At 63.5% G+C, this 17,005-nt stretch carries 13 protein-coding genes; 3 read left to right on the plus strand and 10 right to left on the minus strand.

Features of this window, described 5'->3' with window-relative positions; all coding sequences use genetic code 11:
- Positions 1-38: 38 nt before the first annotated feature.
- The 8 genes from GGQ67_RS09625 to epmA form a co-directional block, all read right to left on the minus strand.
- On the minus strand, positions 39-3,347 hold the full coding sequence (locus tag GGQ67_RS09625; RefSeq protein ID WP_183899940.1) for an alpha/beta fold hydrolase: 3,309 nt from the start codon (positions 3,345-3,347) through the stop codon (positions 39-41).
- A gap of 91 nt (positions 3,348-3,438) precedes the next feature.
- Positions 3,439-5,913: a glycoside hydrolase family 2 protein gene (locus GGQ67_RS09630; RefSeq protein ID WP_183899941.1), complete on the minus strand. Its 2,475-nt coding sequence runs from the start codon at positions 5,911-5,913 to the stop codon at positions 3,439-3,441.
- Between the two features lie 16 nt (positions 5,914-5,929).
- Positions 5,930-6,892, minus strand: a complete 963-nt coding sequence (locus GGQ67_RS09635; protein ID WP_183899942.1) for a DUF1839 family protein — start codon at positions 6,890-6,892, stop codon at positions 5,930-5,932.
- Positions 6,893-6,900: 8 nt separating this feature from the next.
- A complete protein-coding gene (locus tag GGQ67_RS09640; protein ID WP_113197578.1) occupies positions 6,901-7,809 on the minus strand; it encodes an amino acid--[acyl-carrier-protein] ligase in 909 nt (302 codons plus the stop codon).
- Between the two features lie 5 nt (positions 7,810-7,814).
- Entirely contained in the window at positions 7,815-8,996 is a 1,182-nt protein-coding gene (locus GGQ67_RS09645; RefSeq protein ID WP_183899943.1) for an acyl-CoA dehydrogenase family protein, read from the minus strand.
- Complete coding sequence (locus tag GGQ67_RS09650) at positions 8,996-9,247, minus strand: acyl carrier protein (RefSeq protein ID WP_183899944.1); 252 nt, start codon at positions 9,245-9,247, stop codon at positions 8,996-8,998. The genes GGQ67_RS09645 and GGQ67_RS09650 overlap by 1 nt, the downstream gene beginning before the upstream one ends.
- 258 nt (positions 9,248-9,505) lie before the next feature.
- Positions 9,506-10,561, minus strand: a complete 1,056-nt coding sequence (locus GGQ67_RS09655; RefSeq protein WP_183899945.1) for a lysine-2,3-aminomutase-like protein — start codon at positions 10,559-10,561, stop codon at positions 9,506-9,508.
- Positions 10,558-11,622 carry an EF-P lysine aminoacylase EpmA gene (epmA, locus tag GGQ67_RS09660; RefSeq protein WP_183899946.1) on the minus strand — a complete coding sequence of 355 codons (1,065 nt, stop codon included), beginning with the start codon at positions 11,620-11,622 and terminating at the stop codon, positions 10,558-10,560. Before epmA ends, GGQ67_RS09655 begins: the two co-directional genes overlap by 4 nt.
- Before the next feature lie 151 nt (positions 11,623-11,773).
- Between epmA and efp the strand changes: the two genes are divergently transcribed.
- Together efp and GGQ67_RS09670 are read left to right on the plus strand one after the other, a co-directional pair.
- Positions 11,774-12,343, plus strand: coding sequence for an elongation factor P (efp, locus tag GGQ67_RS09665; protein ID WP_112982824.1), 570 nt, complete (start codon positions 11,774-11,776; stop codon positions 12,341-12,343).
- 110 nt (positions 12,344-12,453) lie between these two features.
- Positions 12,454-12,657 (plus strand): hypothetical protein, encoded by a 204-nt coding sequence (locus tag GGQ67_RS09670; protein WP_183899947.1) that lies wholly within the window; start codon positions 12,454-12,456, stop codon positions 12,655-12,657.
- A 95-nt stretch (positions 12,658-12,752) separates the two neighbouring features.
- Here the strand turns inward: GGQ67_RS09670 and GGQ67_RS09675 are convergent, their stop codons facing one another.
- Entirely contained in the window at positions 12,753-13,013 is a 261-nt protein-coding gene (locus GGQ67_RS09675) for a YMGG-like glycine zipper-containing protein (protein ID WP_183899948.1), read from the minus strand.
- A gap of 27 nt (positions 13,014-13,040) precedes the next feature.
- A complete protein-coding gene (locus GGQ67_RS09680; RefSeq protein ID WP_081619995.1) occupies positions 13,041-13,196 on the minus strand; it encodes a DUF3309 family protein in 156 nt (51 codons plus the stop codon).
- 681 nt (positions 13,197-13,877) lie between these two features.
- Here GGQ67_RS09680 and GGQ67_RS09685 point away from each other — a divergent pair.
- Entirely contained in the window at positions 13,878-17,003 is a 3,126-nt protein-coding gene (locus GGQ67_RS09685; protein WP_183899949.1) for a helicase-related protein, read from the plus strand.
- Positions 17,004-17,005 lie beyond the last annotated feature (2 nt).

Here is a 17,005-nt window from a genome sequence, read left to right on the forward strand (position 1 = left end):
CGATCCGAAACCAGCGAGCGCGGGCCGCCGGGGCGCGCTCAAGCTTTCGCCAGTCGCGCGATCTCGGCGAACACCGTCTTGCGCGCTTCCGGCGGCGTCAGATTGTGGTCGGCCTCGGGCAGCATCACCAGACGGACGTTCGGATGACGCTCGAATTTGCGGCCTCCGGGACCGAAGTGGAAATACATGTGCTCCAGCCCGACATCGCCTTCGCTGTAGATCAGCGTCAGCGGCACCTTGCGCTTGCCGACGGTGATGAAGGATTTCTTCACCTCGCTCGCCGTGTGCCGGCGGCTCGGAAGATATTCGAGCAGCGGCGCGATGCGCACCGACATGCGGCGTGAAAAGGCGATGATGACATTGCGCGTCGCCGCCAGCACGTCGATATCGCCCTTCACCAGGCGCTTGACCGTGGCGAAGCTGGAAAGCCGCTGGCCGTAATCCTCGAAGCTGCGCGGCACAGAGACGACGTGCTTGCGCTCGACCGGCTGGTTCGGGTCCCAGTAATAGACGAAGGGGTTGATCGACACGGCGGCCTTGACCCTGACATCGTCGACGGCCGAACGGATGGCGACATAGCCGCCGCTGCAACGGCCCGCGACCATCAGCGGCCCCGGCACCATGCCCTCGAGCAGATCGAGCGCCGCCTGCGCATCGGCATTCTGGGTGGCGGAATAGAGGATCTGATCCGGTGCATCGGGACGCGGCGGGCTGTCGCCGACATTGGCGGAATCGAAGCGGATCGAGGCGACGCCCTGGCGGGCGAGCCCCCTGGCCATATCGGTGATCGCGCGACCCCAGCCGGACTGGCGGTCATAGGCCGTCGACAGGAACACCACGCTGTTGCCGCGCGGCCGTCCGACCGGACGCGTGACGATGCCGACGAGATGATTGAACGCGCCGAAGCGGACCGGCACTTCCTCGAAGCCGTCGCCCGAGAGCGACTGGACATCGACCGCTGTGGCCGAAGGTGTAGCGGCCGGATCGGCCGACGTGTGTTCGCCCACCCACTGCGCCAGCGTCTCGACGACCTCCATCGGCGTTCGCGAGAACACCGGATCGGAAATCAGCCTGTCGTAGCCTTTGAACGTGAACTGCTCGACCGTCGCGCCGAGCGCGGTGAGATTGTCGGCAAGCGTCGTGTCGTCGGCGCGCTCCGGGCGTTCCAGAATGAAGTAGCGCTGTGCTGCCAGCATTTCCGGCGCGGCGATGCGGACCTTCGATAGTTCCGCGGCGATCCCATCGGGCATCTGCAGCCCGGCGATCATGTGCTTGCCCTCGGGAATGGCATCCTCGCCCAATCCGAGATGATGATTGATGAACGTCGCCCATGCGCGAAGCTCGCGCAGATAGGCGCGGCCATTGACGACGGGACCGAGCAGAGCGATGGCATCGACGCCTTCGATCGACGGCGCGGTTCGCTGCGCAAGTGCCGCACCGAGCCCCTGCGCGACGATGATGATGCGGCTGCAGCCGCTCAACTGCTTCAGCCGCGCGGCGGCGTCGCGGATCGCGTCTTCCCAGATCGCGAGGCCGACGGTGTCGTCGATATCGAGCGCATCGCCGGCGCCGGGATAGTCGAAGCGCAGGCTGGGCACGCCAAGGGCTGCGAAATGCTCGGCCGTGACACGGAAGAACCGCCGGCTGCACATTTCTTCAAGCCCCCAGGGATTGACGAAGAGCACGGCGGTGGAGCGCTTGGCGACGCCCGCATTTTCCGGCTTGAACAGGCCGATCGTGCCATCGAAGGCAAATGGAAGGGCGGCCTCGTTGCCGGCGCCTTCGGCAAGACCGGTTTCGACCGTGATCTCGATGGGCTCGTCCCGCGCCGTCTTGCTGCTCGATGGCGCGACGAAGGCGATGGCCTTGCTGGCGGATTTTCTTATCGAGGCCGGCAATTTATCGACAATGGACAACATAACATCGGCATCCTCTTGCGGAATTGCCTTTAAAAGCTTGAGCGCGACAATATATCCAGCGCCCCCAAGAACGACTGCGAGAACAAGTCCAATAGAACCATTGATATAATGTAAAATTCCAAGGGCTATAACTGCGCACAAGGCGGCGGCCGCGAGCGTCTTGAATAAAGTGACATATAGACCCGAGAGCTGGGAGCCGAATCCGGTCAGCCGCACCATGAGGATACACATTATCGTGAAAACGCCGATGCGCACCATCGCGGCACCCTCGGCGGCAAAGAACGGCACGACCGCAAGGCAGCCGAGCGTCATCACCACGGCGGCGACGACGCTGACTTTCAGCCGGTCGCGGGCGCGGTCCATGGACAGCAGATACAGGCTGAGCGTCTGCATGAAGGTGTAGGCCGGAGCGGCCAGCGCCAGGAGCGCCACGACGGTTCCGCTGCGCGCGAACGCCTCGCCGAACACTTCGCGCACCAGCTCACTCGATATGGCGGCGAGCCCGAGGCTCATCGGCAGGATGATATAGGCCATGCTGCGGGTGACCGCCGCGAACACCTCGACCGGCAGGCTGCGGTCATCGCTCGAATGGCGCCGCTCCGAATAATAGGGAAGCAGGCTCCCGGTCATCTGGATCGGCAATTGCAGCGCGATATTGGCTATGGACAGGCCCACGGCATAGAAGCCGACCATCTCGACCGACCAGAACTGCTGCAGGAACAGGAGCTCCAGCCTGTTGAGAAAGATGGAATCGATCAGGAACTGCGCCGAGAGCAGCATGGAGGAAGCGGCGAGATACTTCAGGGGAACGCCGCAACGGTCGCGCGGCGTCATCAGGATCGGGATGGTGGCGATGAAGAACACCATCTGCCCGAGCAGATAGCCGACCAGCACGCCCTCGACCCCATAGAGCACCGCGCCGGCGCCGACACCGATCAATTGCAGCAGGCAGACGCCCATGGCGAGCTTGAAGAAATCGGTCAGCCGCCGCTCACCGATGAGATAGAATTTGACGAAGGACCCGATCGCCTGCACGAAGAACAGCGCCGCCGTCACATAGGCGATCGACGGCGTTGTCTTCGCCCAGTGCATCTTCTCCGAGGTCAGGAAGAACAGCGCGTAGAGGCCAAGCAGAAACAGCGTCGAGCACAGCATGACGGTGACGAGCAGCGAGGCGAAGCCAAGCCGCCGGCGCGCATCGAAACCCTCCGCCTGCAACTGCGGCAGCGTCTTCGACAGGGTGATGCTGGAGCCGAGCTCGGCGATCGACGCGCCGGTGACCACGAGCCAGAGCGAGAAGGCGATGATGCCGTTCGCCTCCGGCCCGAGCAGCCGGGCGGTGATGATGGAAGACAGGAATCCCGTTATCAGGAGCAGCATGCCCGCCGCGCCGTTCATCACAGAATTCGCAATAATTCCCTTAGACATACCGTATCCGCTTCAGGCCATTCCAGACGGCCCATATTAGTAAGAAAGTCTTTCGAAATTGATTGCGCCTCATCTTTCGCGACGCGCGCCCCTAGAACGAAAAGGCACGCGCGCCACCAGGCGTCAGCACGTCGCCGGCGGGCTTTTCCTCCGCGTTTCGTGCGGAGAGCGGGCGCAGGAGAACGCGTTTGGCCGCACCCGGCGCCAGATGGAACCAGTCGTCGTCGGGCCGATAGCCGTCGATGCTGAAATGCACCGACTGCGCCAGCCGGTCGGTGGCGAGATCCGCGAACCACGCGCCGCCATCCTCGACCAGCGACACCTGGATCTCGGCATCCTGCACGGCTTTCGAGCGGCCCTGCGGGAAATGGAAGGCATCCGCCACCACCGCGCCACCCTCGGGAAGCCTGAGCCGCGCCACCGTGACGTCATGCGCCGGCGGCCCGAAGCGGAATGCGTAGGTGGTGTCGAAGAAGGCGCCGAACAGGTCGGTCGCGGCAAACGTTTCCGTGCTGCGCGGCGCAAGCGTCAGGATTCGCCCGCCGCTCGCCACATGCTGCCGGCCGTTTCTGAAGCAGACGACCTCGAGATCGAGCTGCAGATTGTGTTCGGTCTCGTTGATCACATGCACGTCGAGACCATTGGTCCCCTCGTCGGTCACCAGCACCTGCACCGGCCGGAAGGCGCGGCGCAGCGCATACCAGATCGGCTTTGGCGCGCCGGTCGAATCGATCACGCCCCAGCCGGCGCCGGGCAACAGGTCCTGAAGCGTCCAGACGAGCGCGCCATTGCAGCTCGACCCCTTGCGCCGCCATTCCGCGAAGGTCTCCTCCGCCACTTCGCCGGTGACGGCGCGCGACAGGTCGAGATAGAGATCGCGGTTCTCGCGGCGCAGGCGCGCAGGATCGACGTCGTAGAGTTCGCCGAGATAGAAATCGCGCACATCCTCGAAATCCCAGGAAGCGCCGCGATCCCTTGGTACGCGCGATTTCCATAGCGGGCTGTGCACCGGGGGTACATCGAGATGCCGATGCAGCGTCTTCTGCTGCGGCACATTGGCGAAGGCGAGGCTCTCGGCCGCGAAGCGCACATGCGCGCGGCGGGCATCTTCGAGCGGCCGCATATAGGCGCCGACGCCGTAGTAATGCGTCACGCCGGCATTCGGCGAAAACGGCATGGCACCGCCCGAGGGCGAATTGGCGACATAGGGGATTTCGGGGCAGAGCCGCGCCGCGATCGCCGGAATGATCTCGTCGGTGATCGGGCCGGACCAGAATTCCGGCGGCAGGCCGAGCATCGCCGCCTGCTGATAGATCTCGCTGCCGCCGCACAGCACCGTAAGCGATGGCGAACCCTGCACGCCATGCAGGAACTCCTCGACCTCGGCGTGGACATGGGCGGTAAACGCCTTGTCGTTCTTCGGATAGTCGAAGTTGGCGAACATGAAGTCCTGCCAGACCATCAGCCCGAGCTCGTCGCAAAGCTGGAAGAAATCGGGCGTCTCGTAGGCCATCGTGCCGCCGATGCGGATCATGTTCATGCCGGCCTCGGCGGCCAGCCGCAGGAACGGCTCATAATCCGTCCGCGCGCCGGGAAGCTTCACGATATCGGCTGTCGTCCACACCGCGCCGCGGCAAAACACCCGCTCTCCGTTGATGAGAAGCGCGAAGTCGCTGCCATCGGCGCCGCGATCGGCCACCACACTCCGGAAACCGGTCTTGCCGAGCGGATGCTCGACGCCATCGACGACGACGGCGTAGTCGTACAAGCGCGGCGCTCCGTGCGTGTGAGGCCACCAGGGCTCCACGTCCTTCAACCTCAGAATGGCCGAGTAATGCCGCTCGCCGACCCTTTCGAACGCCTGCTCGATACTGCCGCAGCGCAGCGACAGATCGGGCGCCTCGGCGTCGGTGCGAAGCGACACGCTGAGCTTGCCCGAGCCATCCGGCTCCAGCACCGCCCGCACGCTGACATCATCGAGCGAAACGACGTCGCGGCGAACCAGCGTGATCGGCCGCCACGGGCCGGCGGCGTGGATCTCGGGGCACCAGCCGGGCATGCGGCCGAGCAGCGTCGTGCGGACATTCTTCAAACCCTGCGGCGTGATCATCTGCGGCCGCCAGCGGGCGCGCGGGCCGTTGTCGGCGATCCGGGGCGCGAGCGCGCGAAAACACAGCGCCAGCTCGTCGCCGCCTGACAGCGTCACCGGCACCTCGTGCATGGTGAACATGCTCTCGGACGAAAGGATTTCCTGGCCGTTGAGGAACACATGGCAAAGCGTCGCCAGGCCCTCGAAGCGCAGGATGGCGTCACCCGGCGCGGCGTCGAACAGGCGGCAGACATACCAGGCGTCCCTGCTGTCGAGCGGCACGGGGTTTTCGCGATCGAACAGACCCGCTCTCTCGAGCGCGGCGGCGACCGTGCCGGGCACATCGGCGGGGATGAACTGGGCGGAAAGCGGCAGGTCGTGCGGATTGGCGCAGGCGCCCGGTTCCGTCAAAACCAGGTTCCACCCCTCGCCGAGCGCGATCTCCTCCGCCGCGATGCTCGCCAGTCTCCCACGCATGATCAGACCTCCGGCTTCAAAGACGTTTCGTGAGCGAAGCCATCATCGAATCCCACGCATCGGCCGCCGGATCAAGCGCGGTCGTTAGCGGCTCGAACTTCCTGCGCGTGACGGCGCGCGCCAGCTGGAACTGCACGGATTTCGCGGCCTCCGACAGCTTGCGCGCATGCTCGGCGGCCTCGCCGAACTCGGCTTGCGAATGCCAGACCAGATGATCGGCCAAGAGCTCGGAATTGGCGCCGAACTGGCGCAGCGTGTTGAAGGCATACTTGTGGAAGAATCCGAAGGGCCGTTCGGCCACCGCCGCGACCTGCTCCGGAAACACCGACGCGAAGGCGCGGATCGGGTTTTCGCGTGGGCGGCGGGCGAAATGAGAAGACAACAGCGTGCGGGAAACGCCGCGCGTCGCCTGCGGATCGACAGGCACATCGGGGAACTTGGCGAACTCCGTATAGGGCAGGAACTGCGGATCCTCGTCGCGAAGATCAAGCTGGAACAACCCGTCGAAATCCTCGCCCTCAAGCGAAAAGAAGCCGCCGTTATGGAAGTAGTCGACACGCTTCTCGGCGACATCCAGGCGGTTGATCGCAACGGTCGTCTTGCCGTGCTCCTGCCGGTAGGCGGTGCCCTGCGTGTCGGGCATGTAGAAGCTGTCCATCTCTATCAGGCAAAGACGCCCGCGCGTGATCTGCGTCGCGACGTGCCGCTCGACCTTGTCGAAGATCGCAAGCTCGGTGACCCTGATGCCGTAGAGCGCGTCCAGATCCTCGAGCGGCACCTTGAAGAAGGTGAACTGGTCGCCCTCGAAATCCTGGCCGAGCGTGAAACCAAGCATCGCCTCGGGCGCGAGCCCGAGCGTGCTCAGCACCTCGATCCAGAGGTCGATATAGCAATTGGTCTCCGGCCACATGCGCTCCATGGAATGCAGCGCATGCGGGCGGTAGCTGTCCGGGCTGATCCCCGGGAAGACGGATGCCATCGTTGCCCTCAGCCCCAGAGCGCCTGGCGCACGGAGGCCGGCCACAGCTTGACGTCGAGGCCGTGGTGATGGAACAGCGCCAGCGCGATGCGTTCCAGGCCGAAGCCGACGCAGGCCGTGAATGCGACGCTGCCGTCCTCGAGGTTCAGGCCCCACTTCTGGCCGAAGGAATCCTGATGGAAGTTGAAGCTCATGCAGGCGGTCGGATTGGCTGTCGAGGTGATCGGGATCAAAAGCTCGAACTTCAGGTTCTGGTCACGCTGGTTGTTGACCATCATCTTGCCGGCGCGGCCGAAGAACGGATCGTTGGCGACGTCGATGGTGACCTCGAGACCGACCAGCTTCATCATCTCCAGACCGCGATCCATCCACTTCTGGCGGAAATCGGTGACATGCAGCTCGGTGCCCATGCAGACATATTCGCGCATGCGGAACAGCTGCTGGCGGGCCGGATCGCGCGACGGCTCATGGCGGAAGCAATAGGACTGCAGGTCGAACAGCGCGCCGTCCTTCGGCAGGTTGCCGCGGCGGGCGACCGTCGGATAAAGCGGATAGCAGGCGGCCGGCGTCAGCACGATCTCGGTGGCTTCCTGGCCCTTGGTCCAGTCGTCGCCCACTTCCATGCACTGCAACAGGTTCATGTGGTCGAGCTCGTTGCCGCAGAAGCTGTGCACCGTGCCGGCCAGCTGCGGGAAGCTCTTCATGTAACCGCTTTTCTCGAAGATCTCGCGGTTCATGCCGGGCGGAAAGCGCATCGCTTCCGCGCCATCGGCGCCGCCGAAACGATCGATCAGGCGCTCGAAGGCGGCGATAACATCCTCGAACTGGCCGCTGCGGCCATAAAGACCGTCGACGCCCATGTCGATCAGAAGGCCGGATTCAAAGAGCCGGTCCAAAAAGGAGGTCTGCATATCCATGTCGTTCACCCCAGTAGGCTAGTGTCCTGCTTGTGGACAAGGAGCATGCTCGACGTGTTGCCAAGGATGCGGTCGTTGGAAATCATCAATTGTGCGGAATGCGCGTCGCGCAGATGTCGTCCGAGGCTGAACGGCGTGCCGTTCTTGTAGCCCATGATGCCGCAGATCAGCATGGCGTGGTTGACGATCTCGAGGATCGTTTCCGACGATGCGATCTTGACGTTGTTCATCGCAACGGCGAACGCCATGGACGACAGCTTGTCGGGATCGGCCTTGGCATCCTCGTAGGCCTTCAGGCCCGCGACGACGTTGGACTTCACCATCTGCAACAGGTTCGACACTTCGGCGAGACGCAGCGCGCCCGGAGGCGGAGCGCCCGGCGATTTGCGGGCGGCGGCGCGCACGAAAGCCTGCGCGCGCGAGAAGGCATCGATGGCGATGCCGTACCACACGCCGCTCCACAGCAGGTGCGAGGAGGCCAGCATCGACTGCGCCGCGATCTCGGCGAAAGGCTTCGGCAGGATCTGGCTCGCCGGCGCTTCGCCCTTGAACAGGAAGCCGTCGGAGCAGGTACCGCGCATGCCGAGCGTGTTCCAGGCATGCGTCTTTTCGAGCGTGTACTGGTCCTTGAGAAATGCCGTCAGAACCTGGTCCGATGGAGCGGCGTCCGCATGAGCGCGCGAGGTGATGAGGATCGCATCGGCGTGCGCGCCGTAGGAAATGACGGTCGCATCCTTTTCGAGACGGCAAACCCCGTCCTCGACGATGACGGCGCAGATGCTGTTGCGCAGATTGCCGCCGATGCCGCCTTCGGTCGTCGCCGATGCGATCAGCAGCTGTTCGGCCGCGATCCCTCGCATGAAATCGGCGTGCCAGGCGCTTTCGGCCCCATGTTCGACGAGGCTGGAGAGCTTGATGTGGTGCATGGCGAAAACCATGGCGCTGGCGGCGCAGGCCTGGCCGAGCATCGAGCAGAGCTCGGCGATCTCGGTCGTGGTGGCGCTTTCGCCGCCGAGGCTGCGCGGGATCTGAATGCCGAGCAGGCGTTCCGCCTTCATCGCATCCACGGCTTCCCGCGGAAACCGGCCTTCAAAATCGACGGCGTCCGCGAATTTCGCCGCGACGGCGGCAACGCGGGCAGCCCTTGCCGCGAAACTGTCTTCCGTGATTTTGACCGGAAAGTTCATCAGGCGACCTTCCGGCTATCCTTGATCAGATCGACGGTCCGCGCGATGGCCGAGATGCTGGCGAAGGACTTGCGATTGAGGAGATTGTCCGGGAACTCGATATCGAAGGCGTCCTCGATGCCGAGCATCAGCTGCACCGATGCGAAGGAGGTGAGCCCTGCCGCGTAGAGATCGGCATCGTCGGCCACGGTGTCGATGGACACGGGCAGCTTGCCGAATTTCGCAAGCAGTTCGCGGATCGTTGTATTCATCCTCACATCTCCAAGCTGTCATAACCAGAGCGGGCGCTCATCGCCCTGTCATGGAGGTGCTTTTAAGGAGGAAAACCCAATATTCCGCTAAGGCACGTGGTTAAATCTGGCTCCGAAGAAAAGCTAAGAATTTAGCGTCTTCGTCCGATCAGTAGAGATAAAGCAAATCAGATCATTGCTTTGCGCAAAAAGCTTAAACAACGCTTGGCGAACGCGCCGATGAGCGCAAGTGCTGAAATGAAACGAAGAACGGAACAGTCAAGCCCCGCGCGGCGGGTAGATATGCTCTTGCCCGTTGTAGTCGGAAACCGAATAGCAACCCTCTCCGGTTTTGCGGATCGAGCTCTCGCCGATCTCGGCTTTGCCGTATCCTCCGGGTATGTCCAGAATATAGGTCGGCTGGCACAATCCGGAGATGCGGCCGCGCAACGACGCGACGATCGCCTGCCCTTCTTCGATCGAGAGCCGGAAATGGCTGGTGCCGGGCGCGAGATCGGGGTGATGCAGGTAGTAGGGTTTCACGCGGGTTTCGACGAAGGCCTTCATCAGCTCCGCCAGAACCGCGGGATCGTCATTGACGCCCCTGAGCAGCACCGACTGGCTGACCATGACGATGCCGGCATCGACGAGCCGGGCGCAGGCGGCGCGCGCCTCGGTCGTGAGCTCGCACGGATGGTTGGCATGCAGCGCGACATAGACGGTCTTGCCGCTCGCCTTCAGTGCCTCAATCAACGCCGCATCGATCCTGTCAGGGTCGACGACCGGCACGCGGCTATGAAAACGGACGATCTTGACGTGGTCGATATCGGCGAGCTGTTCGAGAATATCCCGCAGCCGGCGCGGCGACAGCACCAGCGGATCGCCGCCGGTGAGGATGACCTCCCAGATCGCGTCATCGCCTCTGATATAGTCGAAGGCGGCCGTCATCGCGGCCGGATCGAGCGTTCCCAGCCCCTGCGGCCCCACCATCTCGCGGCGAAAGCAGAAGCGGCAGTAGACGGGACAGACATGCACCGCCTTCAGAAGCACGCGATCGGGATAGCGGTGAACGATGCCCTCGACGGGACTGTGCGCGTGATCGCCGATCGGATCGGCCCGCTCTTCCGGCGTCATCAGGAGTTCAGCGGCATCGGGCACGAACTGGCGCGCGATCGGATCATTGACATCATCGCGGTCGATCAGTCGCGCCATGTCAGGCGTCACCGCGATCGCATAGCGTTCCGCGACCGCGTCCAGCGCCTCGCGGTCGCGATCAGCGATGAGCCCGGCGTCGGCGAGCTCGTCCACCGTCTTGATCGGCCGGGTGATCGTCACTGCCCATACTCCGCCACCGGCGCCCACAGCACCTGATCGATCCGCCGCGCGCCCGTCGCCAGCATCACCAGCCGGTCGAAGCCGAGCGCGATGCCGCTGGCGTCGGGCATGATTGCCAGCGCGTCGAGCAGATCGTCGTCGATCGGATAGGTCTCGCCGTAGATCCGTTTCTTCTCCGCCATCTCGATCTCGAAGCGGCGGCGCTGCTCGACGGGATCGGTCAGCTCCCCGAAACCGTTCGCCAGTTCGACGCCGCAGGCATAGACCTCGAAACGCTCGGCCACACGGGGATCGGCGGCCGACGGCCGCGCGAGAGCCGCTTCGCAGACCGGATACTCATCGAGGATCGTCACCCGCCCCATGCCGAGATGCGGCTCGACCTTCTCGACCAGCACCCGGCTGAAAAGATCGGCCCACTGGTCATCCTCGGCGACACGCATGCCGTTGCGCCTCATCTCGTCAGCCAGGTGGTCGCGGTCGGTCGAGCCATCGGCGCTGACCGAGGCCAGAAGATCGATATCGGCGTGACGGCGAAACGCCTCGGCGACGCTCAACCGCTCCGGCCCGGCGAAGGGATCGCAATTAGTCTCACGATAGCCGAGCATGGTCGTCTGCATGGTTTCGGCCGCGAGTGCTACGATGCGCACGCAGTCCATCATCAGGCTCTCGTAGCTTTCGCCGGTGCGATACCATTCGAGCATGGTGAACTCGGGATGATGCAGCGGCCCGCGCTCGCGGTTGCGGTAGACATGCGCGAAGCAGGCGATGCGCTCCTCGCCGGCGGCGAGCAGCTTCTTGCAGGCGAATTCGGGCGAGGTGTGCAGATAAAGCAGTGCGGCCTGCCCGTCCGTGGTCAGCGCCTCGGTGGCAAACGCATGCAGATGCGCCTCGTTTCCCGGCGACACCTGGAGCGTCGCCGTATCCACCTCGATGAAGTCCTCGTGGGCGAAATAGCCACGCAGAGCCGCCTGTATCCGGTTGCGTCCGATCAGGAACGGCCGGCGGTCGGCATGCACACTGGGCGTCCACCAGGGAGACGCTTTGGCGATCGAGGGTTTCATCGAATGCTGTCCTGACCGGATCAACCAACGCAAGGGCTGGCTATTTGCCGGATTTTAGGTTAGTTGCGCCCCCAAAGAACACCTGATTGCGTCTTCGGGGCCATTTCGACAGTCCTCTACGACGCCAAAAGCCGAGTTACAAGGAACTCTTATGGTCAAGGTCATCGCCTCTTCCGTCCGCAAGGGCAACGTCCTCGATGTGGACGGCAAGCTCTACGTCGTTCTGACGGCCAACAACTTCCACCCGGGCAAGGGCACGCCGGTCACCCAGGTTGACATGCGTCGCATCGTCGACGGCGTGAAGGTGTCCGAGCGCTGGCGCACGACCGAGCAGGTCGAGCGCGCCTTCGTGGAAGACGTCAACCACCAGTTCCTCTACGAGGACGGCGAAGGCTTCCACTTCATGAACCCGGAATCCTATGACCAGGTCGTCGTCGACAATGAGACCATGGGCGACCAGAAGGCCTACCTGCAGGAAGGCATGGTCTGCATCCTGTCGATGCACGAAGGTGTGGCGCTTGCCCTGCAGCTGCCGCGCCACGTGACGCTCGAAATCACCGAGACCGAGCCGGTCGTCAAGGGCCAGACGGCATCGTCCTCCTACAAGCCGGCCATGCTCTCCAACGGCGTCCGCACCTCGGTTCCCCCGCACATCGACGCCGGCACCCGCGTCGTCATCGCGACCGAAGACAACTCCTACGTCGAGCGCGCCAAGAACTGATCCGGCGCCGACCCAAGCTTCAAAGGCCGTATCGCTCCGCGATGCGGCCTTTTTCTTTGGCGTGGGGCGTCGAGCCGTGTAGGCTTCCGCCACGTCGAAAGGAGATCTGTATGTTCGCCTCGGATACTTCTCAAGAACTTCAAAACGAAAATGAATACAGGGCCGCATTGGCCGAGATCAGGCCGTACTTCGAAGGCGAACCTGACGAAGGGTCCGACGAAGCAGCGCGTTTTCGCATGCTATTCATACTGATCGAAAATTACGAAGCAGAGCACTATCCCGCCGTGCCAGCAAAGGCGACTAAGACCAGATAGGTCGCCCCCGGTGGGCTTCATAGTGACAACAAAAAAGGCGCCGGAAACCCGACGCCTTTCTCGATCCGTGGACCTGATCGCTCAGGCCGAAGCCGTTAGCGCGGGCAACGCGCTTCGTAGCGGCGGCCGTAGCGGTCGCGGTAGACGCAGTAGCCGCGGCGTTCGACCGACTGGCCGATGAGCGCGCCGGCAAGGCCACCGGCAACAGCGCCGACGGCCGCGCCGCCCCAGCTGTGGCTGACCGCGCCGCCGATGACCGCGCCGGTGCCGGCGCCGATTGCCGTGCCCTGTTCCGTGGCCGTGCAGGATGCCAGCGCGCCAACCATGGCAGCGATGAGTACAATCTTCTTCATCATGACATTTCTCCCAGGTTTTTCGGGCGCTTAGATACGGCCCATGAGTACAAGAATGATAATAATGACGAGAACTAGCCCCAATCCACCGGAAGGTCCATAGCCCCAGCTACGACTATAACCCCAATTTGGTAGGGCTCCGAGCAAAAGCAGAATGAGGATAATGAGTAGTATTGTTCCAAGCATGTCCCGTGACCTCAACGCACTTTAGGTTTGAATGAGCCAGAAACACCTAAGCCGGCTTTTGGTTCCGCCCATATGGTCCGGCAGGACAATATTTTTTTCGTCGGCAACCCGAAGCCGCCTGGCATCCCGGCCCGGACGCCGGGCCGGCGGCACATTTTCGCCTATGGTTAACATTTCCATAAAATACAACAGGTTGTCGTGAACAAACCGGGAAGTCAATGACGTCGCTGATTCGTCTGCCGTTTGTTCCGGATTTGGTCGAGCCGGCTTCGAAACGGATTTTTTACGTTTCGGACGGAACCGATGTCGCACGACGAGCCCGCGAGTGTCATCGCTCTCATCCAACCGGACCAAAACGTGGACACACGCCATGCGGGAATCATGAGATTCAGCATCTGGTGGGAAAAAGTGATTCAAAATCAATACTTAGCCGTGAACAAACACTGAATCATCGGGAGTCAGCGATTCGTCTCCGATTCGTTCTACTGCTGTTCCGAATCGCTATGCGAGCATTCCACAAGCTATTCGCGAAGCCTAAAATCCGCCGGTGAAATTCAAATCAGCCCTTGCGTTTGCACGATCGGCTGTCCATTTGTTTGTCTGCTTCGGATCAGGAGCTTGGTTTTACCCCCGGGGCACCCCCGCCCCGTCTGCAGGACAAAGACACTGACATCGCAGCCGATGATACTGAGCGGGCGCGGCGTGACCGCGGTGCTCGGTCCGACCAATACAGGCAAGACCCATTATGCCATCGAGCGGATGGTCGCCCACGGCGCCGGCATTATCGGCCTGCCGCTGCGCCTGCTCGCGCGCGAGGTCTATACGCGTGTCGTCGAGAAGGTCGGCGTCCACAACGTGGCGCTGGTGACCGGCGAGGAGAAGATTTCTCCGCCGAATGCGCGCTACTCCGTCTGCACCGTCGAAGCCATGCCGCGCGAGACCAAGGCCGCCTTCGTTGCCATCGACGAAGTGCAGCTGGCCGGCGATCTCGAACGCGGGCACATCTTCACCGACCGTATCCTGCATCTGCGCGGCCGCGACGAGACGCTGCTGCTCGGCGCAGGCACCATGCGGCCGATCCTCCAGCATCTGCTTCCCGGTATTACCGTCGTCGAGCGCCCGCGCCTGTCGCACCTGCTCTATGCCGGCCAGAAGAAGATCACCCGCCTGCCGCAGCGCTCCGCCATCGTCGCCTTCTCGGCCGACGAGGTCTATGCGATCGCCGAGCTTATCCGCCGCCAGCGCGGCGGCGCCGCCGTCGTTCTCGGCGCGCTGAGCCCGCGTACTCGCAATGCCCAGGTGGCGCTCTACCAAGCCGGCGACGTCGAATATCTGGTGGCGACGGACGCGATCGGCATGGGGCTCAATCTCGATGTCGACCATGTCGCCTTCGCCCAGGACCGCAAGTTCGACGGCTACCAGTTCCGCAACCTCAATCCCGCCGAGCTCGCCCAGATCGCCGGACGCGCCGGACGCCATCTGCGCGACGGCACCTTTGGCGTGACGGGCCATGTCGATCCGTTCGACGAGGAGCTGGTCGGCCGCATCGAGGGCCACCACTTCGACAACGTCAAGGTGCTGCAGTGGCGCACCACCGACCTCGATTTCAAGTCGATCCAGACGCTGCGCGCCAGCCTTGAAACCGGGCCGCGCGTGCCCGGCCTGACGCGCGCGCTGCCGGCGGTGGACCAGCAGGCGCTCGAGCAGCTGTCGCGCTATCCCGAGATCCGCGATCTGGCCGATACCCCGGCAAGGGTCGAAAAGCTGTGGGAGGCCTGCGCGCTGCCGGACTATCGGCGCATTACGCCGGCCCAGCACGCCGATCTGATCGCCACCCTCTTTTCCGATCTCGTGCGCTATGGCACGGTAAATGAGAATTTCCTTGCCGAGCAAGTGCACCGCGCGGATCGAACTGACGGTGAAATTGACACGCTTTCGGCGCGAATCGCGCAGATAAGGACGTGGACCTATGTATCGAATCGGCCCAGCTGGCTTGCCGATCCGACACACTGGCAGGAAAAGACGCGGGAAATCGAAGATCGATTGTCCGATGCGTTACATGAAAGGTTGACGAAACGCTTTGTTGATCGCAGGACATCTGTGCTCATGAAGCGCCTGAGAGAGAATGCGATGCTGGAAGCTGAAATCAGTGTAAATGGCGATGTCTTCGTAGAAGGACATCATGTGGGGCAGTTGTCCGGTTTCCGGTTCACGCCTGTATCGGGAGCGGATGGTCCGGACGCGAAGGCTGTCCAGGCTGCTTCGCAAAAGGCGCTTGCTTTGGAATTCGAAGCCCGCGCGGCGCGTATTCACGCGTCCGGCAACGGCGATCTGGCGATCGGCTCCGACGGTTCGATCCGTTGGCTCGGCGATCCCGTGGCGCGCCTGTCTGGCACCGAGCATATCATGCGTCCGCGCGTGATCCTGCTTGCCGACGAGCAGCTGACCGGCAATGCGCGCGACCACGTCGCCGCCCGCCTGGAGCGCTTCGTCAATCACCACATCTCGACCGTGCTGAAGCCGCTCGACGATCTGTCGCGCGCCGAAGATCTGCAGGGCCTCGCCAAGGGCCTCGCCTTCCAGCTGGTGGAAAATCTCGGCGTGCTTTTCCGTCGCGACGTGACCGAAGAGGTCAAGTCGCTCGATCAGGACGCCCGCGCCTCGATGCGCCGCTACGGCGTTCGCTTCGGCGCCTATCATATCTTCGTTCCGGCACTGCTGAAGCCGGCTCCGGCCGAGCTCATCACGCTGCTCTGGGGGTTGAAGAACGACGGTCTCGACAAGCCGGGCTACGGCGACCTCATTCCGGTTCTGGCCGCCGGCCGTACCTCCGTCGTCACCGATCCGAGCTACGAGCGCAATTTCTACAAGCTGGCGGGCTTCCGCTTCCTTGGAAAGCGCGCCGTTCGCGTCGATATCCTCGAGCGCCTGGCCGACATCATCCGTCCGCTGCTGCAGTGGAAGCCGGGTCAGCCGAACCGTCCCGAGGGCGCCTATGACGGCCGCCGCTTCACCACGACGACCGCGATGCTCTCCATTCTCGGCGCCACGCTGGAGGACATGGAAGAGATCCTGAAGGGCCTCGGCTACCGCGCCGACGCCGTGAAGGCCGAGGAAGCCGCGACCTATCTGGCGACGCAGGACGCCGCCGCGACGCCTGCCGCGGCAGCTACGCCGGAAGCAACCGCTGACGCCTCCGCTGAAACGGCCGAGCACGACGACGCCGACAGCGCCTCCGCTGACGAGACGGCTGCCGAAGCACCTGCTGCTGAAGCCGCCGAAGCGCCAGCCGCTGAAGCACCAGTTGCTGAAGCGACCGCGACGGAAGCCTCCGCCGAGGCTGCGCCTGCAGCTGAAGCACCGGCCGCAGAAGCCGAAGAGCCGAAGCCGGTCCTGCTGTGGCGCCTTGGCGGCCGCACCGACAACAACCAGCGCCAGGCACGCGGCCATGGCGAGCGCCGTGGCGGCGAACGCCAGGGTGACCGTCAGGAGCGCGGCGAACGCCAGGGCGACCGTCAGGATCGCGGCCACGGCAATCGTCGCCAGGGCGGCGAAGGCGAGAACCGCGACGGCAACCGCCAGAACCGTGGCAAGGACGGCGGCAAGCCGCACCAGGGCCGCAACGACCAGCGTGGCGACCGTCAGGACCGTGGCGGAGATCGCAAGGGTCGTGACGACCGCAACAACAACCGTGGCGGCTCCCAGCCGCTGCGCTTCGAGGCGAAGCCCCCGCGCAAGGAAAAGCCGGTCGATCCGGATTCGCCCTTCGCCAAGCTCGCTGCCTTGAAGGAGCAGATGAAGAAGTAATC

Origin of the sequence: Rhizobium metallidurans (assembly GCF_014196505.1) — a bacterium.
GTDB lineage: Bacteria > Pseudomonadota > Alphaproteobacteria > Rhizobiales > Rhizobiaceae > Rhizobium > Rhizobium metallidurans.

Bases quoted from the DNA above. Each gene is read 5' to 3' on its own strand.
- epmA (WP_183899946.1), bottom strand. From the start codon at position 11,622: ATGAAACCCTCGATCGCCAAAGCGTCTCCCTGGTGGACGCCCAGTGTG.
- GGQ67_RS09645 (WP_183899943.1), bottom strand. From the start codon at position 8,996: ATGAACTTTCCGGTCAAAATCACGGAAGACAGTTTCGCGGCAAGGGCT.
- GGQ67_RS09630 (WP_183899941.1), bottom strand. From the start codon at position 5,913: ATGCGTGGGAGACTGGCGAGCATCGCGGCGGAGGAGATCGCGCTCGGC.
- GGQ67_RS09680 (WP_081619995.1), bottom strand. From the start codon at position 13,196: ATGCTTGGAACAATACTACTCATTATCCTCATTCTGCTTTTGCTCGGA.
- GGQ67_RS09625 (WP_183899940.1), bottom strand. From the start codon at position 3,347: ATGTCTAAGGGAATTATTGCGAATTCTGTGATGAACGGCGCGGCGGGC.
- GGQ67_RS09685 (WP_183899949.1), top strand. From the start codon at position 13,878: ATGATACTGAGCGGGCGCGGCGTGACCGCGGTGCTCGGTCCGACCAAT.
- GGQ67_RS09670 (WP_183899947.1), top strand. From the start codon at position 12,454: ATGTTCGCCTCGGATACTTCTCAAGAACTTCAAAACGAAAATGAATAC.
- GGQ67_RS09650 (WP_183899944.1), bottom strand. From the start codon at position 9,247: ATGAATACAACGATCCGCGAACTGCTTGCGAAATTCGGCAAGCTGCCC.
- GGQ67_RS09640 (WP_113197578.1), bottom strand. From the start codon at position 7,809: ATGGATATGCAGACCTCCTTTTTGGACCGGCTCTTTGAATCCGGCCTT.
- efp (WP_112982824.1), top strand. From the start codon at position 11,774: ATGGTCAAGGTCATCGCCTCTTCCGTCCGCAAGGGCAACGTCCTCGAT.
- GGQ67_RS09675 (WP_183899948.1), bottom strand. From the start codon at position 13,013: ATGATGAAGAAGATTGTACTCATCGCTGCCATGGTTGGCGCGCTGGCA.
- GGQ67_RS09635 (WP_183899942.1), bottom strand. From the start codon at position 6,892: ATGGCATCCGTCTTCCCGGGGATCAGCCCGGACAGCTACCGCCCGCAT.